Annotated in this window: 14 protein-coding genes; 4 read left to right on the top strand and 10 right to left on the bottom strand. The window is 52.6% G+C overall.

Features of this window, described 5'->3' with window-relative positions; genetic code table 11:
* Positions 1-3 precede the first annotated feature (3 nt).
* Positions 4-1,035, bottom strand: coding sequence for a FecCD family ABC transporter permease (locus tag AC6RNO_RS04920; protein ID WP_474682531.1), 1,032 nt, complete (start codon positions 1,033-1,035; stop codon positions 4-6).
* Between the two features lie 305 nt (positions 1,036-1,340).
* Here AC6RNO_RS04920 and AC6RNO_RS04915 point away from each other — a divergent pair, with 305 nt between their 5' ends.
* Entirely contained in the window at positions 1,341-2,240 is a 900-nt protein-coding gene (locus AC6RNO_RS04915; protein ID WP_497104795.1) for a helix-turn-helix domain-containing protein, read from the top strand.
* 420 nt (positions 2,241-2,660) lie between these two features.
* On the opposite strand, the gene AC6RNO_RS04910 is transcribed toward AC6RNO_RS04915, so the two are convergent.
* The gene (locus AC6RNO_RS04910; protein WP_497104845.1) at positions 2,661-3,707 is read right to left on the bottom strand and encodes an ATP-binding protein; all 1,047 of its coding nucleotides are present in this window, start codon (positions 3,705-3,707) and stop codon (positions 2,661-2,663) included.
* A 23-nt stretch (positions 3,708-3,730) separates the two neighbouring features.
* Positions 3,731-4,408 (bottom strand): response regulator, encoded by a 678-nt coding sequence (locus tag AC6RNO_RS04905; RefSeq protein ID WP_497104794.1) that lies wholly within the window; start codon positions 4,406-4,408, stop codon positions 3,731-3,733.
* Between the two features lie 257 nt (positions 4,409-4,665).
* Between AC6RNO_RS04905 and AC6RNO_RS04900 the strand changes: the two genes are divergently transcribed.
* Positions 4,666-5,151, top strand: coding sequence for a hypothetical protein (locus tag AC6RNO_RS04900; RefSeq protein WP_474682528.1), 486 nt, complete (start codon positions 4,666-4,668; stop codon positions 5,149-5,151).
* A gap of 897 nt (positions 5,152-6,048) precedes the next feature.
* Here the strand turns inward: AC6RNO_RS04900 and AC6RNO_RS04895 are convergent.
* From AC6RNO_RS04895 to AC6RNO_RS04880, 4 genes are all read right to left on the bottom strand, one after another.
* Complete coding sequence (locus AC6RNO_RS04895; RefSeq protein WP_497104793.1) at positions 6,049-10,239, bottom strand: LamG-like jellyroll fold domain-containing protein; 4,191 nt, start codon at positions 10,237-10,239, stop codon at positions 6,049-6,051.
* Between the two features lie 253 nt (positions 10,240-10,492).
* Positions 10,493-12,103: an ATP-binding protein gene (locus tag AC6RNO_RS04890; protein ID WP_497104792.1), complete on the bottom strand. Its 1,611-nt coding sequence runs from the start codon at positions 12,101-12,103 to the stop codon at positions 10,493-10,495.
* 126 nt (positions 12,104-12,229) lie between these two features.
* Entirely contained in the window at positions 12,230-14,017 is a 1,788-nt protein-coding gene (locus AC6RNO_RS04885) for an ABC transporter transmembrane domain-containing protein (protein ID WP_497104791.1), read from the bottom strand.
* A gap of 155 nt (positions 14,018-14,172) precedes the next feature.
* A complete protein-coding gene (locus tag AC6RNO_RS04880) occupies positions 14,173-14,706 on the bottom strand; it encodes a GbsR/MarR family transcriptional regulator (RefSeq protein WP_474682524.1) in 534 nt (177 codons plus the stop codon).
* A 251-nt stretch (positions 14,707-14,957) separates the two neighbouring features.
* On the opposite strand from AC6RNO_RS04880, the gene AC6RNO_RS04875 reads away from it, so the two are divergent.
* Entirely contained in the window at positions 14,958-16,655 is a 1,698-nt protein-coding gene (locus AC6RNO_RS04875; protein WP_497104790.1) for a hypothetical protein, read from the top strand.
* 57 nt (positions 16,656-16,712) lie between these two features.
* Here AC6RNO_RS04875 and AC6RNO_RS04870 read toward each other — a convergent pair whose 3' ends face one another.
* Entirely contained in the window at positions 16,713-18,170 is a 1,458-nt protein-coding gene (locus tag AC6RNO_RS04870; RefSeq protein ID WP_497104789.1) for a SulP family inorganic anion transporter, read from the bottom strand.
* A gap of 318 nt (positions 18,171-18,488) precedes the next feature.
* On the opposite strand from AC6RNO_RS04870, the gene AC6RNO_RS04865 reads away from it, so the two are divergent.
* Positions 18,489-19,046: a helix-turn-helix transcriptional regulator gene (locus tag AC6RNO_RS04865; RefSeq protein WP_497104788.1), complete on the top strand. Its 558-nt coding sequence runs from the start codon at positions 18,489-18,491 to the stop codon at positions 19,044-19,046.
* A gap of 73 nt (positions 19,047-19,119) precedes the next feature.
* Here the strand turns inward: AC6RNO_RS04865 and AC6RNO_RS04860 are convergent, their stop codons facing one another.
* Together AC6RNO_RS04860 and AC6RNO_RS04855 are read right to left on the bottom strand one after the other, a co-directional pair.
* On the bottom strand, positions 19,120-20,595 hold the full coding sequence (locus AC6RNO_RS04860) for a protein adenylyltransferase SelO family protein (RefSeq protein WP_497104787.1): 1,476 nt from the start codon (positions 20,593-20,595) through the stop codon (positions 19,120-19,122).
* 329 nt (positions 20,596-20,924) lie between these two features.
* On the bottom strand, positions 20,925-21,143 hold the full coding sequence (locus tag AC6RNO_RS04855) for a PH domain-containing protein (protein ID WP_497104844.1): 219 nt from the start codon (positions 21,141-21,143) through the stop codon (positions 20,925-20,927).
* Positions 21,144-21,441: the final 298 nt, after the last annotated feature.

Genomic DNA, 21,441 nt, shown 5'->3' with positions numbered 1-21,441 from the left:
CCGCTACATCTCCCTTCTGTTTTTGCGTGCCAGATAGAGGAAGAACGGAACCCCGATCAGCGCGATAATCGCTCCGATGGGCACTTCATACGGCGGATTGATCATTCTGGCGCAGATATCGGCTATGACCATCAGCAAGCTGCCCAAAATGGCCGAACATGGGATGACCCATTTGTAATCCACTCCGACCAAATACCGGGCGACATGCGGGATGATCAGTCCGGCAAAGCCGATCACACCGACGGCGGATACCGCCGCGCCGGCAAGAACCAGCACAAGAATCGCGCCGGCCAGCTTCACAAGGCCGATGCGCTGCCCGAGTCCGGCCGCAACTTCTTCACCCAGGCTGAGCAAAGTAATGGAACGGGAGATTGCCATGGCGCCGATCAGTCCGCCCAAGATCCAGGGGAACATGATTTTGATCTGCAGCCATTTGGTCCCGGCGACGCCTCCGGCGTACCAGAACGCAATATCCTGCCCGATGCGGAAGTACAGGGCGATTCCTTCGCTAAGCGCTACCAGCAGCGCGCTGACGGCCGCCCCGGCCAGTACCAGCCTTACGGGAGTAAGACCTCCCTTGGCCATAGAGCCAATGCCGTATACGAGCGCCGTACCAACCGCAGCCCCCAGAAACGAGAACAAGATTAAATAATGGAACGGCATGCCGGGGAAAAATGCAAAGCACGCCGCCAGCACGAATCCCGCACCGGCATTGATGCCGAGCAGACCGGGATCGGCCAGCGGGTTGCGGGTCATTCCCTGCATGAGCGCCCCCGCTACCGAAAAGCAGGCGCCGACCATAGCGCCGGCAAGCGCGCGGGGCAGGCGAAGCTCCTGAATAATCTGGTGCGAGGTCAAATCCGGGTTGAAACGAAACACGGCAGTCCACACCGTCGACAGCGAAATATCCGCCGCACCTACGGAAATGGAAAGCGCCAGTCCTAACAACAAAGCCGCCGTTCCTCCGATTAAAATCAAAGTAGCGACGTACGGGCGTGTACTTAGGGATAACTCTTCCTTTTGTCCTGCCAGCATAACTAGCCATAGCCTCCAAAAAACAAGTATGCAAGGATGTCAACGGGGACGAAATGAAGTCAACACCTCAAATGGTGATAATGATTATCAGTTTCATTTTTTATTCAATGATAGAGTCTGCGGACTGCTTTGTCAACTACTTTTCTCACTGCTTTCTCGGTCTCGCAGCTTCTATGCTGCAGGCAGCCCAGTAGTTTGAAGAGTTTCATGTTGACCGGCGCCTGTTATTTTGCGATAATGATAATCATTATCAACAAAATTCAGCTTAAAAGCGATATTTTTTCCCATGCGAGGTGTGCGACAGCGTGAAACATAGCTTTGCTGCAAGTTCAAATTTGCCTGCGGATTGCCCCGGCTCCAATCTCCGCAAAGTGCACAGGCATCTGGAGTATTCGAGCCATGCCTCTATCTCCGTCGCCGGTGTGTTCTACGGAAGCATGCAAGAGGGCGAAGCCGTGCGCAATTACCGGACCCCCGCGGCCGGGTTTGTCATGGTTACCAAGGGCGCCGGCACATTCATATGCAATGGCGCTCCTTACACGGCGGTGCCTCACAAAATTATTCATGTCGGCAAGGATATGATTCTCCATGTTGCGGTCGAGGAAGCGCCTTTGGAATACTTCTTCGTCATGTACCATGCCGAACTGCCGGAAGCGGCGCAAAGCGAGTTCACCTGGCAGCATCCCGCGGATTCCCCTTCCGAGATGCATTATGATTTGATGCTCAGCTCGGAAGCGATCCTGCGCGGGACGTTCGAGCAAATGCTGCAGGCCTGGGTATCCCCCGGCATACCGGAAAAGCTACATACCAAGAAGCTGTTTTACGAGCTTATTTATCACATGTTCCGCCAGCTTCAGGAGCAGCTGCGCGCTGCGAAAACCGAAGACGCCGTCACGCGTGCGATACAATACATGAACGACCGGTTCATGGAACCTCTGACCGCCGATTCGCTTGCCGCATATGTGGGCTACAGCACCGGTTATTTGTCCCAGCTGTTCAAAACCCAGACCGGCTACAGCCCGATCGACTATTTAATCCGGGTTCGAATCAACCGCGCCAAGGAGCTGATGGCCTTTTCCAACTGCTCCATGAGGGAGGTGGCCGCGCTCGTAGGTTATGCCGATGCGAGCTATTTCAGCCGTATTTTCAAAAAAGTCGAGGGCGTGTCTCCCCATAGGTACAAATTTCTTAAGGCGAGCAGGTAATCCGACGATTCTACTAACCGCGGGCAGCAATGTTGGTAATTTGGTCGCTTTTGTCTAGTTCCAAACGATCAATTAGTTATCTGAATATTTACAATATTTTAATAATAGGCTAATATGATAGTAGATTCAATGAAAGGGGATAGTCCAATGAAGCCGGTTAGCGAAGCATGCCCTCCCTTTTAAAAATCCATGAAGGAAAGAGGTGCGAGGCTTTCTCTTACTTTTCTTGATTCATGGGGCATGCGGGATCTCAGGGATGTGGAAAAGCGGTAAAGGTCGTGAACCAGCAGTTGAATGTTTGGAATGTGCAATGCGAGTCGGTTGATAGGAGCGTGTCTTTTTACAATTGAATACGATAAGTGAAATATAGGGATTCCGGTTATCATGGATAAGCGGGATCCCTATTTGCCGTGCGTATCGTTATTTCGTCAAGGGCAGCGTAATCATGAATTCGGCGCCTTCGCCCAGCTTGCTTGCAACGGCGATGCTTCCGTGATGCATGTCTATAATTTTTTTGACGATGGAGAGTCCCAGCCCGCTCCCTCCTGCAACGCGATTCCGCGATTTATCGGCCTTGTAAAAACGCTCGAAAATGTGCGCTTGGTCCTCCTCGGCGATGCCGATGCCTGTATCGCTGATCCGGACTAGTGCCCGGTCGTCCCGGTATTCGAGCCGGATTCCGATCGTTCCGCCAACGGGAGTAAATTTGATCGCATTATAAACGAGGTTGCTCCACGCCTGGCTCAGCAGCTCCTCATCGGCCGTTATATGACCCGTTGCCAGTTCGATATCCAGCTCGATCTCTTTCTCCTGCCACTGCGGTTCGCAGGCTAATATGACGCTCCGCAGCTGCTTGTCGAGCCGGAAGCTTTTCGGTTCGAAAGGGTGATGCTGCGATTCCAGGGAAGTCAGCTTCATCAGGTTGTCGCTCAGCTTGGACAGACGCCTGCTCTCCGCCTCGATGATCTCCAGATAATGCCGGCGCTCTTCCGGTGTCGTGTCGCCGCTTTGCAGAGCGCGGGAGAATCCGCTGATCGACGTTAGCGGCGACTGGATTTCATGGGAAACGTTCGAGATGAACTCCTGCCGCATCTGCTCCATTTGGCCGAGCTCGACCGCCATGTCATTGATGCTGTCCACCAGCTCGACAAACTCGACGAATCGCCCGTCGTTTGGGTCCTGCTCAATGGATACGTTAAAATCGCCTTTAGATATTCGGCGGATCGCCCCGATCATAGCCTGGAAAAACTGCATTTGCTGTGAATGGAAGTACCTGCTTATCAGCAACATCGTGAAGCCCCAGAGCACCATGCCCCCGATAGAGTTGATCAATTGCCGGAACAGTTCCCGAGGCTGCGTCCCCAGGTAACCGTACAACCAGGCTGTTCCAAAATAAAGCCCTGTCCAGTAGATCACTATGACGGCAAAAATGGCTGTGGGAAAAAGGAAGCCGCGAAGGCGCTGCATCCGCTCCGCCTTGCTTCTTTTTTTCACGGACGAAGCACCTCCATGCGGTAGCCGAGCCCGCGGATCGTGCTGATCCGGAAGGCGTACCGCTCCTCGGGAAACCTTTCGCGCAGCCGGTTGATGTGGACGTCGACCGTCCGCTCGTTGCCCTCGTAATCGAAGCCCCAGATCTGCTCGATCAGTTGGTCGCGCGAAAAGGTTTTGCCGGGATAGCTCGCCAGCTTGTAGAGCAGCTCGAATTCCTTCAGCGGAAGCGTCACGCTCTCGGAATCGGCCGTCACTTCGAACGTTTTGCGGTTGATCGTCAGGTTGCCGGCCTGGACGGTCTGCGAAGCCGCGATTTTGTATCGTTTGAGCAGCGCCTTCACCCGCATGGCGAGCTCCATCGGCTCGAACGGCTTGACGAGATAATCGTCAGTGCCCAGCTCGAAGCCTTTGACCTTCTGCGAAGTTTCGCCTTTGGCGGTGAGCATCAGAAGAGGGTAATCGTAATGATTCCTCAGCTCTTTGCACAGCTCCCAGCCGTCCATATTGGGCATCATGATGTCCAATATGACCATATCGACCTGCACGGTCTCCAAAAGGGCCAGCGCCTCTCTGCCGTCGGAAGCTTCGACGACGTCGAAGCCCTCTTTTTGCATAAACACGCGAACCAGTTCGCGGATAAAAGGATCGTCGTCAACGATCATAATATGGGCCATGTCAGCCAGCCTCATTTCTCTATAATTCGGTAGTGTCTCTACCAGCATACCTCAGAATACCCGTCCGGACGAATTCCGGAGAAAATTTGGAGAAATCCCGACGAAATCAGCATAAACCGTTTTTATAAACTGAATATAAACCGCGCAGGGGCATGGATCGGGTGAAACCGCTTTTTTTCAATTGTAAATTGTGTTACATTTTGGATGAGAATTTTCATTTGCCTTCAATTTACAGATCAAGGTGGTTAAATGAATCGATGCTAACGACCCTATTTGAGGAATTTGAAAAAACAGCCTCGACGGAAGAAATCACGGCGTTTCGCGACAGTGTGACAGAGCGGGGCTTTTCCTGCTTTCGCCTGCTGCTGGACCGCTTTACGGAGCAATTAAAATCCGCCTCGGACGAGGACATGGGCCGCATCGAGGGGCTGCTTGCGAAGGCCGAGCGCATGTTTCCCGAACCGGTCCGGTTCAGCCCTTCCTGGGAGCGGATCTGGCAGGAGCTTCACAGCATTGCCGCTTACAAGAAGCACGTGCTGCAAACGATCCCGCACTCGGGCCGGTCGGGCGAGTGGCAGGTCATTCTCGATAACCCCCAAGCGGTGCAGGAGGTCGTCTGCTATCCGGGGCTTACTTTTGCCGATGCGGCTTATTTATATGCATACTTCCGCCCGCGGCTGGAAAAGTCAGAGTACATCCGGCTGCAAAAAATTCAAACCCTCATACAGGACACCGGTGGGTAAAGCGGGGCCGGCCCGGGCGCTGTCAGGCCGTTGGGCAGGCACAGCAAAGCGCGAAGAAAGCCTGCACTTCTGCAGGCTTTTCCGCTGTGCTGCCAAGTGCCAAGTGCCAAGTCATTCTCTCGCTCTTACTTCAGCTCTTAGCTGCCCCAAAAACAAGCTTTCCCGAATCCCCTAGTCCTAACTGGTGGTTGATACAAGAAGCATCAAGCGCCACGATGCTTTTTCATATTCGGCGGCGGGCTAAAGCCCCGCTGCTCAGCCTACCGGCGTCGCCTGAAGCCGGGACATGCGCCGAGAATCGCTTCGCTGATAATCACCGGCTCCGACTCGGTGACGATTATCCCATCTCCGTCGAAATATCATCTGGGCGATAAACGCCCCGTGGGGCGCACCCAGACCGTTAGGCGGGCACATATACTTGGCTGTGTGAAGAAAGCCTGCAAAAGTGCAGGCTTTTACTCGTCGATGCGCCGGCAGCAGGAAATTCCTGCAAATGTGCAGTAATTTCAGCGAACACATGGGCTCTGGCTCGTTTTATCCGAAAATTCCTGCACAATCGCAGGTTTTTCGCCAAAACGAGCCACTTTCGTAGAAAAAGCCTGCACTTTCGCAGGCTTTTTTCAGCACGCGCGAAACCCAGGCCTGCGATGCTGCGTTACATGTTCGGACAACGCCTGCGCTTCTTTGGCGAGCTTGCTTCAACTCCTCACGATCTAACGGGCTTCCACGACGCCTACGTTCTAGCGGACTTGTCACGGCGCCTCACGTTCTGGCGGGCTTGCCGCCCGCTTCGCAAACGGCTGCGCCATCCGCCTTTGGAGTGGCGAAAAAATCGCCCCCCGGCGAACAGCCCAAAAGCAGCTGCTCGCACAGAGAGCGATCCCCACACACATGGCGTTATTGCTTGGACAGCAGGTTCAACAGCAATTGCATGCTTTCGGCGCGGGTGATGTTTTCGCGAGGCGCAAGCCTATGGTTTTCCCGGCCTTGCAGAAGGCCTTCCTGCACGGCGGCTGCGACATATGCCTCGGCCCATGCGCTTGCTTCGGCGGCGTTGCTCAAGTCCGCAGCCGCGGGACGTGGAGTAGCGGCCCCCTTCGACTTTTCGTGTGCGCGGACTGTCATTGCCGCCGCTTCCTCGCGCGTGACCGGCTCCGTCGGCGCGAACCGGGTATCCGACCGGCCGCTAATGATGCCGGCCTCGGTCAGCGCCGCTACAGAACCGGCATACCCGCTTCCTGCTTCGACGTCTGCGAAATTAGCGTCTTTGGGAGCCGTCCATCCAAGCGTACGGGCCAGGAAAGCAGCGAACTGCCCGCGGGTTACGTCTCTTTCGGGCTCAAAGACCGTCCCAGTGACGCCTTCGGCAATTTGCTTCGCCGCCATCCTTTTGATCGTTAGCGAAGCCCAGTGGCTATCCGGGACGTCAGAGAACGATTTGTCGTATTCCAACACGGCATATCGGCCGGCATTCCAGACCGCGGCGGTAAAATAACCGTCAGCGTACTGACCCGGCACGTACTCCAAAGCTCCGTCGTCAGCGATAGCATAGACGTTTTGCAAATGCCGCCCGCCGCTTCCGCTGACGCCGGCTTTCAGCTTCAGCACAACTCCTTCGGCAAACCGGCTGATCGTCACAGGCCGACTATCGCCGATGGCGATTTGCAGACGGAGTTCGACGATGGCGCCGGCTGGCCGCACTTCAGTGCCCGCCGGCTTTTTCAACAGCTCCGCCGAGGCTCCGGTGACTTGCTCCATGCCGACGAGGATGTTCGTCTTCGGCTTGTCGGCATCGGCTATCTGACTGAGCCACTTGTCCATCAACGTTTTCGGCAGCCGGACGGAAACGCCGGCTTTTTTCAGTTCCAAAGACGACCCCGACAAGCTGCGCAGGACGTTCACCGGAATCGACACCTGCTTGGCCACTTTAGCGATGCTTACGGAAACCGCGCCATCTGCGCCTTTGATAAACGAGGCTTCGCTCACTACGGCCTGTTCTTCCGCGATGCCGCTTGAACTGCCGTCTGCCCCACCGCCGGAAGTACCGCCCGTACCACTGCTGCTGCCACTGCCGCTTCCGTTATCCATCGCGGGCTGTACCGGATGATTCATCCGCTCCTGAATTTCCTGCGCGGTCAGCGCTTTTCTTAAAATTTCCACATCGTCCAGAGAACCGTTAAAAGTCGGATCGGGGAACCGGCTCTTCCCTATAAAGTTGGAATCCGCGAGCAGTTCCTGCGGATTGATCGTCATATTCGGATTCACGGCAACCGCCTGTCCGTCTACATACAACGTACCGGTGTGATCCTCAATCGTAACGGCGACATGCGTCCATGTATCTTTGGGAAGTGCGGAGCCCCCCATCAAAGTCTGATCCGTGCCTTTGTAAATCGTGTAGTACAGCTTCTCTTCCCCGCCTTTGGAAGGAGTCAGAAACATGAAACCGCCTGTGCCGCCAAAATCAAAAATCCGCTGCCACGCGCCGCCTCCGCCCCATTTGACCCAAGCCATGAACGTAAAATCCGCGGTATCGGTGACACTGTTCGGCAGCTTGAGGTATCCGTCCGTCCCATTCAGCTTGACCGCGCCGCCGGCTTTGCCATAAGCGTCATAGGTAACGCCGCCGAACGCCGTCGGATTCTCATGGTTCACAGAACTGTCAGCCAGCAGATTCCCGCTATCGTTAAATGAATACTTGGCAATGACTTCATGCGGCGCCGGCAGCACTGTGACTTGAAACGTTTTGACAGCGCTCGCCGCGCCTTTGACAATCGTGGCCGTAAGCGTCACTTGGACATTGCCGGAGCCAAAAGGCGGGTGATTCACTTTGCCGCTCGCCGCGACGACATCCGGATTGCTCGAATTCCAGCGGATGCTCGTATTGCGGACGCCTGTAACCGGCAGTGCCAGGTCGCCTTTCACCGCTGTCACGTCTCCGATGGACAAGTTTTCTTTGGCCGATGCCACGCTGCCTTCATCCGACAGCTCGCCGAGCTTTTTGCCCCAGACCGCAGTACCGGACTGGTTCAGGCCTGTGAATACAAGGGTCGGAGCCCACTTGACCCAATCCCAGGCCGGAGCGATTTTCACCGTGTCGATCCAGTAACCGCCCGGGGCCGCATCCGGCGCGTACCAGTGAAGCGTAAGCGTATTACCGCCGCTTAGCTGCCAAAAATTGCGGCTGTCGCGCGAGCCGATCGCGCCACCGGCCAGCAGCGTGATGACGGACGATTTGCGCTTGCCGTCGTCGTTGCGGTCGAGAACGATTTGCTCCCATTCGCCTGCAATCTGCGCTTTATATACGGCTTGTTCCTGTTCCCCCGCGTAGCGCTCCGGGGATGCTGCAGGCCAGCCGTCGTCCGTCCATAAAACTTTGCGTATATACAGCTCGGACCAGAGCGGCTCTTCGCCGACACGCGCATTATGCGCAATGTAGTAGTTGTTCCCGTCCTTCAGCCACGCATCGTGGCCTGTACCGGCCCACCCGGCGTCCTCTTCGAACGCGTAGGAGTTGATGATTTTCGTGCCGGTTTCCTTCGATCCTGTCGTATCGATCATGTCATGTCCGTTATAATCGACGTAAGGGCCGTCGACGGACCGGGATCTTGCCACACGAACGTTGTACGTATCGCCCAGCGATTCATAACTGACCGTCAAATAGTAGTACCCCGTATCCGGATTGTAAATGATGTTGGGGCCTTCGATGCCAGGACCGGGGATTCCGGTATCGCCCTGACGCTTGGCAATCAGCTTGCCTCTATTGCCCGGTTGGACCAGTTTGCCGGTCTGCGGGTCGATCTTGGCGATGTAAATGCCGCCGAAAAACGAGCCGAACGCCATCCAGGGGCTGCCGTCCGCATCGAATACAATGTTCGGATCAATGGCGTTCACTTGCTGGTCATCAGCGCTTTTGGTCTTGAAAACCGCCCCTTCATCATGCCACGGCCCTTCGATCGTCTCGCTTGTCGCCAGCCCGATATAAGAATTCCGCGTACCGAAACCGGAAACGGAATAATACAAATAAAATTTGCCGTTCATCTGCACAACTTCAGGCGCCCAAAATTCCGTATTTCCGGACCAGAGCCGCGCTTCGTCCGATACGCGGTCAAAGACGCGACCCGCAAATTGCCAATGCACGAGATCCGGCGATTTGCGAATTTGGATGCCCGGCTTCACGACGCCGTCGGGGTAATATTTTTTATCGGCTCCCGTAAACAGAAAGTCTGTCGAAAATGCGTAATAAGTGCCGTTCACTTTGATAAGCTCGGCGTCATGGGTATTGTTGCTCGTCCACTTGTTCTCGTCTTGTACGATGCCCAGATCCATTTTGGGAAGCTTATTCGCCGCAGGCGCGGGAGCATTCCTGATCAATGCGCCTATAATTTCATTCTCGCTCCAGGCCCGGTTCGCTATATACACCTCATCGATGCTGCCGCTGAAATTCGAATCCGCCGGAGCGAAACGGCTCTTGCCCAACCAGTTCGCATCCGCGTTCAAAGCGTCCGGATTGTAGGTCATGGCATTGTTGGTCGCTTGCAATTCTCCGTTCACATACAGCTTGCCGACATCGCCTTCCAACGTTACCGCAACATGAGTCCACTCGTTCACCGGAAATGCAGCGCCCGTCAAGGTCTGATCCGTACCCTGGTAAATACTGAAATAAATCTTGTCGCCTGCGCCTCTGGGAGTCAGATACATAAAGCCGCCAGGCCCCCCGAAGTCAAAAATGCGGGTCCAGCCGCCGCCGGTTCCGTCCCATTTGACCCATGCCGCAAACGTAAAATCGGCCGAACGGGTCACATTGCCGGGAAGCTCGATGTATCCGTCCGTTCCGTTTAATACCGCGGCACCGCCCATTTTCCCGGCTGCGTCCCATGTCACGCCTCCATGAGCTGCCGCGTCGTTGTGGTTGACAGTGCTGTCCGCGATGACGTATGTAGTGCCCGTAACCGTTGTAAAATCCCGATCGAAGGGATAATCCGCAACCGGACCGGCTCCCGGCGGCACGGCATCGGCAAAAGCGAGGTTAGGCAGCACTGTCCCAAGAACGATAAATAAGCAAAGCATGCGAATGCAAAATTTCTTCAACTGAATCCTCCTTTTCGGCTGTTATAAAGCGTTTTTTCGAAATCGCTTTCAAAAATCGACTTCGCCTCTTGGCCGCCGACCACCCCCTTTGTTTTATTTTATATAAATATGAAATAATAGAGATTCAACTATAATATAGATCGATATGTATGCGCTGTCAACATGGATATTTTCAATATTTTATAAAATAAAAGAATAACCTCTCTAGCAAAGAGGCTATTCCCCGTCCAACCTTATACCCCCCCTTCCAATCTCAAGTGTGCAGCGGAAATGTCATGATAAAGGCAGTGCCCTTGCCTTCGGTGGAAAACGCATTCATCTTTCCTTTGTGACGCTCGACAATGCTCAGACATACCGGGAGGCCGAGGCCGGTTCCATTTTCCTTGGATGTGTAAAAAGGTTCGAAAATCCGCTGCAGCTTCTCTTCGGAAATACCCGATCCGGTATCCGTAATGGCTACTTCCACCTGCTCGTCCGCCACATGCGTTTCAAGCTTAATGACACCCTTGCCGTCCATAGCTTCCAAACCGTTGCGCACCAAATTGAGAATCAGCTGTTTAATCTCCTTCTCGTTCAGCAGCATATCCGGCACATCATGGTCCAGCCGCATATCGACTTCGATCCCCCGCAAGTTGGCGTCCGCCACAATCATCGGATACAGAGATCTGATGACTCTGTTCATATTATCCGATTCCATCGGTACGACCCGGTTTTTGGCCAACGATAAAAAGTCGTTGATGATCTCGTTGGTCCGATCCAATTCCTCAAGGATAATGGCGAAATATTCCTGAAGATCGGGACTTGTACGCTCTTTGATCAGTTGAATAAATCCTCTGATCACCGCCATCGGGTTACGGATTTCATGAGTGATGCTGGCCGCCATTTGTCCGACAAGACTGAGCCTTTCCATTTGGCTTCGCTCATGCTTCAGCATTTCGACCTCCGTAATCTCCTGAAAGACGCCCACTGCGCCGATTACATGCCCATTCTCCGTCACCGGGTAAGCATAGCTCAAAAAGATTCTCCCGTTCAGCTCAATCTCCTGCGCAACCGTCCGGTATCCTTGCAGCGCTTGGATTAGAGCCATTTCTTCAAAATTGCCTCCCTGCCGCGCGACAAAACTCCGGAAGCACGTTCCGATCAAACTGCCCCGGCTGCAGCACGGAAAATAGCCCAGGAACGCTTCGTTCACGATCGTAATCCGCTCATCCTTGTCCACAGCGAGTACCATAAGCGGCAGAAGATCAAGCAGCGTCTGAAGATGAACGGCATCTCCGAGCACGCTGTCATTAAACTCCTTGGCTTGATTGGCCGCAGCCGCGGCAGCCGATACATCCTGCATGTGCATCATGGCACCGGCAATTTGCCTTGTATGCGGGTCGATAATGGGAGCGGCGTTGAACAATAGCGACTTTTCCTGTACAGTAATCCGCTTTTTGCTGCAGTTCTCCCCGCTGCGGATCATCCCGAGAATACCGCGGATTTCTTCCTGAATGCCCGCCTGCGCAAACAGTTCGCTGACATCAACCCCGATCGCCGTTTGATCCCGGTTTGTCAATGACCGGATAAGCTCAAGGGCGCCTTCGCTCGCAAAATCCACCCTATTGCGGCTGTCGACAGACAGAAAGCCCCCGGGAATTTGGCCGATCATCCAGGCAATCGTATTTTGTTTGTGCGCCAGCTTGATCGACAACCGCCGATAGATGACATACAGCATGCCGATGGCTGCCAGCCAAATGAATACAGTCAGAACGGCAACGATGTGCGGTTCCTTCCTTGAGCCGTACAAACCGATCATCAACGCCATCACGGCCGACAGGCCCACACAGCTTATCAAGAGTTCCCTGTTTGCTTGTACTTGCACAATAAAATTTCCACCTCCACCCATACTTTCAAAAATAAGTATTCGACATCGAACGGTTTCCTCCTGCGCTGCACAAAAAAGGCATCTCCCCCAAAATGGCGCTGGGCAGAGATGCCTTTTCCTAGCTTAGTGAAATTCGGCTTCCGTTTGCAGCTGCGGACTCGCCGGATGCTGGAGCTGCTGCTCCGCGAACTCGCGGTACAGCTCATGCGACTCAAGCAGCTGCTGATGGGTACCGCTGCCGGTAATAACGCCTTTCTCCAAAAAAATGATGCGATCGGCGTCAACGACCGTGGATAAACGATGGGCGATGACCAGCGTCGTCCGGCCCTGCATAAGGTTGTTCAGCGCCTGCTGCACCACGACTTCGGATTTGCTGTCCAGGCTTGAGGTCGCTTCGTCGAGCATCAAAATTTTCGGATTCCGCAGCAGCGCCCGGGCAATCGCGATCCGCTGGCGCTGCCCGCCGGACAGCTTGATGCCGCGCTCCCCGACTTCCGTCTCGTATTTCATCGGCAGCTCGTCAATGAACGCATCGGCGTACGCCATCCGGGATGCGCGTTCGAGCTCTTCGAGCGTGACCTCCCGTTCCATTCCGTAGCAAATGTTGTCGCGGATCGTACCGGCAATCAGCGGGCTTTCCTGCGACACATAACCGATCTGGCTCCTCCATGAATGCAGGGAGAACCGCTCGATGGAGTCACCGCCGATCGTGATGTTTCCGGCCTGCGGGGTGTAGAACCGCTCCAGAAGCGAGAACAGCGTCGTTTTACCGCTGCCGCTCGGACCGACGATGGCGGTCACCTTGCCCGACTCCATCGTAAAGCTTACATTTTTGAGCACAGGCTCCTCATTCTTGTAGTTGAACGTTACATGCTCCAACCGGATCGGCTGTGCCGGGTCCGTCACCGGATCTCCGGAATACAGGTCCTCTTCCTCGTGGTCTAACACTTGCAGAATCGTGTCTGTAGCTCCCAGCGACTTCTGCGCCTGATTGAAAAATTGCGTAATCTGCGTAATCGGCATCACGATCTGGAACAAATACAGCATGAAAGCGACTAACTGCCCCGCGGAAATAGCTCCCGAGGATACCCGCATTCCCCCGTACCCGAAGAGCACGACAAGCAGCATCAACATGACGAAAGAGACGAGCGGCGCCATCAGCGCTTGAATTTTGCCCTCTTTCAGCCCGTATTGGAACAGCTTCCGGATGCCGGAAGCCCCTTCCCGGTACTCGCCCGGCTCGGCGTTCGCCGCTTTCACGAGACGAATTTCCGACAGCACCCGATTCAAAACGGATGTGAAGCTTGCCGTTTCGGCCTGCATGTCTTTGGACACTTTGTACATTTGTCTGCCGAGCGGAAACAGGATAACGAACGCGATCGGGAATACGCCGAACATGATCAGCGTCATTTTCCAATCCATGTAAAGCAGCACGATAATAGAGCCGACAATCGAAATGATGCCTGTGACGAAACCTGTCATATGTTCGGTAATAAGGCCCTTAATAACAGACGTATCGTTCGTCATCCGGCTGATCGTGTCCCCAGTCTGGCGGCTGTCGTAAAAGTGAACCGGCAGGACGAGCAGCTTTTTCCACAGACGGTCCCGAATCCCCGCAACAACACGGTTCCCCGCATAGGCCAGCAAGTAGACCGAAACCCCGGAGGCCAAAGCCTGCGCGACAAAAGCTCCCGCCATCCCGAGAATCTGCCCCTGGCTGAGCGAACTGACGGAGAAGCTGTCGACCACATTTTTGGTAAACAGCGGAATGACAAGCCCCACAAGTGTGGAAATGACGCTTAAGCCTAATGCTATGCCGAGCACAAGCTTCGGAGGATTCGTCTGCATCAGAAGCCGAAAGAACGCTCTCCAATCGGTACGAGCGGTTGAATTCGCCTGTTTTGTTTTCATACTCTCTACTCCCTTTTGCGTGATTTACAAGTTGGAGTATATAAGCGTTTTATTAACTGAATATAAACGAATGAAAGTTGGGAGCCCTGCATACATTTTCCAGGGAAATGCGAAGCAGCCTGATACAACCGCGCGAACGGAACGATACCAGGCTTTCAAGTATGGTTTTCAATATTTTTGCGGGAATCCGCCGCTCTCTTCCTGAACTCTTCCTCGACTTCTTTGATAACCGGGAGCAATTTGTTGTACATAGCGGCAATTGGCGAGAATCGTTGTTTAAAGCGCAGAAGCTCGTTCTGTTGATCCGGATCGGAGGTTGCAACCGAAGATATTTCGTTGACCGTTTTGTCGGCCCAAGTCTGGAACATTTCCAGATCGTAAATAATGCGCTGGGCGTGTTTCAAAATATAAGTCTCCGACATATAGTAATAATCTCTTCGGTCATTACTTGAGGGCATCTTCCGGCACATGCCGAGCCTTTCCATATGGCGGATCTGAATGCTTACCGCAGCTTTGGTAACACCCGTTTCTTCAACCAAATCCTGTAAACTGAGCGGTTCCGTAGCGAACAAAAGCTGGGTAAATATTTTCCCAACCAGCGGACTATACCCCTTGCGTTCGTAGCTTAACGACAAAAAATCACTTATATTTTGCTTCCATTCGCAGAAAGAGTGATCATGAGTATCCATTCTTTACGCTCCTACTGTTCGCATTTTTCGAGTATGTTTGCCACTATCATAGACAAAAGCAACATGCCAGTCAACCATGAGAAAAATATTTTATTGTATTTTCAATTTGTGAACATTTTGCGACATTCCATTTTTAGGAATTGACGCAGGATAAATTTAGTATTATTATTCACGTTAACAACGTAGTTAACGATAAATACATTATCGACTACTTAAGCTTCATTTCACAGAGAAAAAGGAGAGAGCCTTTTATGAGAAAATCACTAAAAATTTTAACATCCAGCACTCTTGCCGCTGTTCTGTTATTGTCGGGAACTGCCGCATCCGCCGGTAAAGCTTTTGCCGCCGAAACCACTGCTTCTGCTTCCGCTTCAACCCTTCAAGCGGATTCCTTCGCCAGCCAGCTTATTAGCTACAGACTTTCCACTTTGGTAGGGGATACGGCTTACGTTTCCGGAAAAAAAGAGAGCGACATCTATTCCTCCCTTGCGAGCGGACAAAGCTTGACTCAGGCATCCGGTCTTAGCAGCTCCGACATTTTGAAAAGATTGAGCGATATCGTTAACGCCGATCTGCAGGAAGCTGTGGGCTTCGGAATCATTCCGAAAGACCAATTACAAGCCGGGGAAACAGCCGCAAGCAAAAAATTAAGCCAAGTTGTCGATACGCAAGGATATCAGGTCGCATCCGCTGACGGCCAGGCCGTTCTGGCCCATATCGTTTTGAATCGTTTGGATCGCATTATTCTGGATTCCGCTGTGCTTTCGGATAAAGATGAGAAAGACGTCCGGAACGATCTGCGCGGAGGTAAAACACTGGTCGCTTCTTCGCCTTTGGATCCGGGCGAACTGAGCAAAAAATTGTTGGATGCCGTTTATCAAGAAATCCAATACCAGGTTTCTGCGAACGCCGCCACTCAAGCAGATGCCAGCAAGTACTATGCTATTGCTTCCGAAAAAATTTCGAACATCATCAATACGCCAGGCTACCAACCCGAAGCTGCCAAGTCTGCTTCCAGCGATCTGGAACAAATCGTAACGAACCGGATTGGCAACATTATTTCAACTACCGCCAATTTCGCGGATAAAGATGATGCCGACGTGCTGAACGATCTGCGCTCAGGCAAGTCCCTCGTAGCCTCGGCTTCTTTGGAGCCCGGCAAACTGTCCGAGAAACTGCTGGACTTGTTGAAGCAGGACCTTCAGTTTGAAGTGTCGCAAAATCGCGCTACTCAAGCCGATGCCGATAAATACTACGCCGAAGGCGCTGCGAAAATTTCGGACGTCATCAATACGCCAGGGTATCAACCAGATGTAGCCAAGCCCGCTCCTTCCGATTTGGAGCAAATTGTGACAAGTCGCATCAGCAGAATTATTACGGATACCGCTACTTTTGCCGATAAAGATGAAAAAGACGTCATAAACGACTTGCGTGAGGGCAAATCTCTCGTAGCCTCGGCTGCCTTGGAATCCGGCAAGCTGTATGAAAAGCTGACGGATCTTGCGAAACAGGACTTTCAATACGAAGTGTCCCAGAACCGTGCTTCCCAAGCCGATGCCGACAAGTACTATGCTGAAGCCGCCGCCAAAATTTCGGACGTTATCAATACTCCGGGATATCAGCCTGAAACTGCCAAACCCGCTCCTTCCGATCTGGAAAAAATCGTCACTAACCGCGTCAGCAAAGTGATTATTGATACGGCCAATTTTGCCGATAAAGATTTCGCAGACGTATTAAGCGACTTGCGCGAGGGCAAATCCCTCGAAGCTTCAGCCGCCTTGGAGCCCGGCAAACTGTATGAGAAGCTGACGGATCTCGCGAAACAGGATCTTCAATACGAAGTGTCCCAGAACCGCGCTTCCCAAGCCGATGCCGACAAATATTACGCTGAAGCCGCTTCGAAGATCGCGGACGCCATCAGCACCCCTGGTTATCAAGTGCAAAAGTAAACCTTAGAAAAAGCGGCCTTGCCCAGCAGTTACATACTGCCGGATAAGGCCGCTTTTTTATTTGGGCAGGTTGGATGACAGCCCCGCCTGATTGACCAACTGTTGGCTTTCCGGATTTAAGCCGGTAATCGCGACAGTTTTGCCAAGTTGCTCGTACTTCTGTATCACCTTCGAAATCGCCGTCACGGCCGATTGATCCCATACGTGGGAAGCGCGCAAATCGATGATCACATGCTGAGGATCCCCGTGCGCATCGAACAAATCGACAAAATGGCTCATTGTACCGAAAAACAGCTGCCCCGAAATTTCATAAACTTTATGTTCTCTACTATTAGAATGCGAAACCGCCCGAAGCCTCGCCATTTTCCAGCCAAAATTCAGCGCGCTGAGGATCACGCCACTTACGACGCCAATCGCTAGGTCGGATGTCACTACGACGATGATCACCGTAAGCACCATGACGACGGCGTCGCCGCGGGGGATTTTGTGCAAAGTGCGGAGCGAATTCCAGTCAAAAGTACCCAGCGAAACCATGAACATGACGCCGACCAGAGCCGCCATCGGAATTTGCCGGACGACCGGCGCCAGCACTAGGATCAGGAAAAGCAGAAACACCCCTGCTACAAAAGTCGAAAGTCGCGTCCGTCCGCCTGACTTGACGTTAATGACCGTCTGCCCGATCATTGCACAGCCGGCCATCCCGCCGAAAAATCCGGTCAGCACGTTGGCGATGCCCTGCCCTCTGACCTCCCTGTTCTTGTCGCTCTTGGTTTCCGTCATTTCGTCCACGATGGTAGCCGTAAGCAGCGACTCGGTCATCCCGACTACGGCAAGCGCCAGCGAATATGGCAAAATATGCAGGAACATCCCCCATGAAAGCTCGATTTGCGGAAGATGCAACATGGGCAGCGCCTGCTTGATCGTCCCCATATCGCCTACAGTACGTACATCGATATGAAATACTACGGCGATTATCGTCATGACAATGATGGCAACGAGCGCCGAAGGTACGGCTTTCGTCAACCGCGGCAGCCCGTAAATAATGAGCAGCGTACCCGCTACGAGTGTATACATCGGCCACGACTCCCCGGCAAAGTTAGGCAGTTGGGCCATAAAAATAATAATGGCCAGCGCGTTCACAAAACCGATAATGACCGAATGCGGCACAAACGTAATAAATCTTCCGAACTTGGCGGCGCCCATCGCCCATTGCAGTACACCGGTCAAAATGCTGGCGGCATATAAATACTCAATCCCGTACCGGGCCACAAGAGGGCCCATTAATGAAGCCATCGCTCCCGTCGCCGCAGAAATCATCCCCGGCCGGCCCCCGACGAAAGAAATGGTAACCGCGATAATAAAAGACGCGTAAAGCCCGACCATGGGGTCAACCCCCGCCATAATCGAAAACGCGATCGCTTCCGGAATTAACGCAAAAGCGACGGTTAACCCGGACAACAGATCTTGGCGAACGTTGCCGAAGAAACCTTGTCGAAACCACTGCAGCAAGATCATCTCTCCCTATATGATGTTGTCGTTGACGCTCCACTCTCAGGATTGTCGGGTCCGATATTCGCTGTCTTCGATTATACTTGCAGGTCTAAACATTTTCAGTGATAGATAAGCTCATGTAAGCGCTTATATTAATGAATTTCTCAATGATTCTACGATTATCGTCTTTTTTCTACTACGTATATTTTCCCGGATAATTGAAGGTCACAATTAACGTCAAGGTTAATATATGTGATCGAAACTGAAATGTTTTATAATGATCTCAATCCGATTTTCGCGATGAATCTGAGATGTCTTGCACGATTTTAGGAGGTAAACCAAATGGCCCAGCAGACCGGGAAAACCAACACTATGTTTGCAGTACTTGGCATTTTAACTTTAGGTCCCCATACGGGTTACGATATTAAACAGCATATGGAGAAAAGCACCGGTTATTTTTGGAATGAAAACTATGGTCAAATTTATCCCAGCCTTGCCGAGCTGCTGAAACGCAAAGATATTACCGTGGATGTGAAACGACAAAAAGGAAAGCCGGATAAAAAAGTGTATAGCATTACAGAACAGGGAAAACTTACACTATCCGACTGGTTGTCTCAACCGATGGAGCATATGGTGATGCTAAAAAAGAATGAACTGCTATTAAGGGTATTTTTTGGCAGCAACGCCCCGCCTGAAGCTATCATTCAACATATCCGGGAACATAAAAGCAAGTTGGAAGAAAACCTGCATATTTTTGAAGAACTCGAAAATTGGCTTCGCAACGAGCAATCGGAAGATCAAAACTATAAATACTGGCTTATCACCATTAATTATGGGAAAAGCCAATTCCGCAGTTTAATTCATTGGTGCGACGAAAGCATTGAAGTCTTAAAGTCTTGATAAGATCGTTAGACGCCCGGATATACGCAAAAAGAGGGGCTGCACGCCCCTCTTCATTACTGTGCGTTTGTTGTTATGTCCCGCAAAAGGTTTGGTAAGGACAGTCGGATGGCTCAGGCAATGTGGAGTACTCGGCCTGTTCGGCAGAGTACGCGTAAGGGCTCGAAAGCACATCAAGAAGCCGCTCCATCACGCTGTAATCCCCCTCTGTCACCGCGGCTTCCAGCGCCTCTTCGACCCGATGGTTGCGCGGGATTACCGCGGGGTTGCTGCTGCGCATCAACTGGTGCGAGTCGGCTTTTGATTCCTGCCGCCTGCCTAGTCTCGCCTGCCACAGCTCCCGCCACGAAGCAAATTCCGGGGTGCCGAACAGCCCCGTATCCTCCAGTTGATCCATCGTAAATGCGCGGAAGGTATTAGTGTAGTCAGCACGATACTTCTGCATTATGTTGAGGAGATCTTTGATAAGGGCCTCATCCTGCGGCTCTTCGCCAAAGATCCCCAGCTTCGCCCTCATTCCCGCGAGCCAATGGCTTTGAAACAACCCGGTAAAACCGGAAATCGCGTCCTCGGCCAGTTTAATAGCCTGCTCTTCATTGTCATGAAGCAGCGGCAGCAGAGCTTCGGCAATTCTCGCAAGATTCCATGCGGCGATATACGGTTGATTGCCATAAGCATATCGGCCGTGCATATCAATGGAACTGAATACCGTTGCCGGGTCATAGGCATCCATGAAGGCGCACGGGCCATAATCGATGGTTTCCCCGCTAATGGCCATATTATCGGTGTTCATCACCCCGTGAATAAAACCCACAAGCTGCCATTTGGCAATCAGCGCGGCCTGACGCTTAATCACTTCCTGGAGAAGGGCAAGATAACGGTTCTCACCAGGATCAACCTCAGGAAAATGTCTTTGCAATGTGTAATCGGCCAGAGTCCGGAGATCCTGGATAGTCCCCCGTGTTGAAACGTATTGAAAGGTCCCGACGCGCAGATGACTGGCAGCCACGCGGGTCAAAATCGCACCAGGCAGTTCAGTTTCGCGGATGATGGACTCTCCGGTCGTCACCACAGCCAGACTGCGGGTGGTAGCAATACCAAGCGCATGCATGGCTTCGCTGATCACGTATTCGCGCAGCATCGGCCCCAGCGCCGCTCGCCCGTCGCCTCGCCGGGAGTATGGCGTTCGCCCCGAACCCTTAAGCTGAATGTCAAACCGTTCGCCCCGCGGAGTGATTTGTTCGCCAAGCAGCAGAGCCCGGCCGTCTCCCAGCATCGTAAAATGCCCGAATTGATGCCCGGCGTAAGCTTGGGCAAGCGGCGACGCCCCTTCAGGAACTCTGTTGCCGGAAAGCACCGCTACGCCTTCTCTGCTTTGCAGCGCTTGAACGTTTAACCCTAATGACGCTGCCAAAGGATTATTAAGAATGATCAACTTCGACGAGCGCACAGGAGTTGGGTTCGACCCGGAAAAAAACAACTCCGGCAGACGGGCATAACTGTTATCGAAGTTCCATCCGGTATCTATGACTGCTATTTTTTCTGTCATCGCAGCACCTTTTTTCGTTTGATTTCTTGAACTTATACAAGGTAATCCCCTTTAGGATTTTCTTCCTCCGCTTTATTATACCTTTCTTTACAAACGATTGGTGCTATTAAAAATTTTAAGCCGCAGCTCAAGCCGCCCGAGATGAACGATTATTTGAACGATCAGCTGAAAAGCCGGGGCATGGGAACCGGTTGAATACATGTGGTCGGGTCATCAATAAAATATCGTTCAGCATGTGTCCTGTCTTCTCATTTATAAAATTCGTTATCGCCTGATCGTCGCGGTTAACCAACCCGACAACCTGCGGATGTCGGTTGCGGGCGCGTGCCTTAGCGCAAAGACGATGCCGGATTTGCCGGCGGCGAGGGCGACTTTCCTTCCTGCAACGGACTCTGAGAGATCCGGTGCCATTGGATGCGGGATTTGGCGATCAGCACCTGCTGCCTGATCAATCCCCCTAACCGGATGGCGAACTGCCTCTCTTCTTGCGACCACACCGCCTGGCGGAATTCCAACATCCCTCCGCACCAGGCAATAACGGGAAGCAGCAGCGTGCACCGGCTCCATGCGGTCGCAACTCAGATTGAATCTTCATCCGTGACCCATGAGCTTCTTTACCAGCGATTTTTAAAATTGGAACATAAAAACTTCCCTCAAGGCCCGTTTGGAACTGAACGTGATTTGTAACTGAACCGTATTTTTTCATTGACAACCCGTCAAAGAGGATTTATATTAGTGACGATGATAATCATTATCATTTATGATGAAAGGCCCAAAAGTTAAAATCGCATCCCCTTGCTGCTGATCCTCATGGTCGCGATCAGAGCTGAGGGAAAAACTCTGGAA

This window comes from Paenibacillus sp. sgz302190 (assembly GCF_059820445.1).
This window is presented reverse-complemented; position numbering and strand designations above follow the sequence as displayed.

Bases quoted from the DNA above. Each gene is read 5' to 3' on its own strand.
- AC6RNO_RS04920 (WP_474682531.1), bottom strand. From the start codon at position 1,035: ATGCTGGCAGGACAAAAGGAAGAGTTATCCCTAAGTACACGCCCGTAC.
- AC6RNO_RS04910 (WP_497104845.1), bottom strand. From the start codon at position 3,707: ATGCAGCGCCTTCGCGGCTTCCTTTTTCCCACAGCCATTTTTGCCGTC.
- AC6RNO_RS04905 (WP_497104794.1), bottom strand. From the start codon at position 4,408: ATGGCCCATATTATGATCGTTGACGACGATCCTTTTATCCGCGAACTG.
- AC6RNO_RS04900 (WP_474682528.1), top strand. From the start codon at position 4,666: ATGCTAACGACCCTATTTGAGGAATTTGAAAAAACAGCCTCGACGGAA.
- AC6RNO_RS04885 (WP_497104791.1), bottom strand. From the start codon at position 14,017: ATGAAAACAAAACAGGCGAATTCAACCGCTCGTACCGATTGGAGAGCG.
- AC6RNO_RS04880 (WP_474682524.1), bottom strand. From the start codon at position 14,706: ATGGATACTCATGATCACTCTTTCTGCGAATGGAAGCAAAATATAAGT.
- AC6RNO_RS04875 (WP_497104790.1), top strand. From the start codon at position 14,958: ATGAGAAAATCACTAAAAATTTTAACATCCAGCACTCTTGCCGCTGTT.
- AC6RNO_RS04870 (WP_497104789.1), bottom strand. From the start codon at position 18,170: ATGATCTTGCTGCAGTGGTTTCGACAAGGTTTCTTCGGCAACGTTCGC.
- AC6RNO_RS04865 (WP_497104788.1), top strand. From the start codon at position 18,489: ATGGCCCAGCAGACCGGGAAAACCAACACTATGTTTGCAGTACTTGGC.
- AC6RNO_RS04860 (WP_497104787.1), bottom strand. From the start codon at position 20,595: ATGACAGAAAAAATAGCAGTCATAGATACCGGATGGAACTTCGATAAC.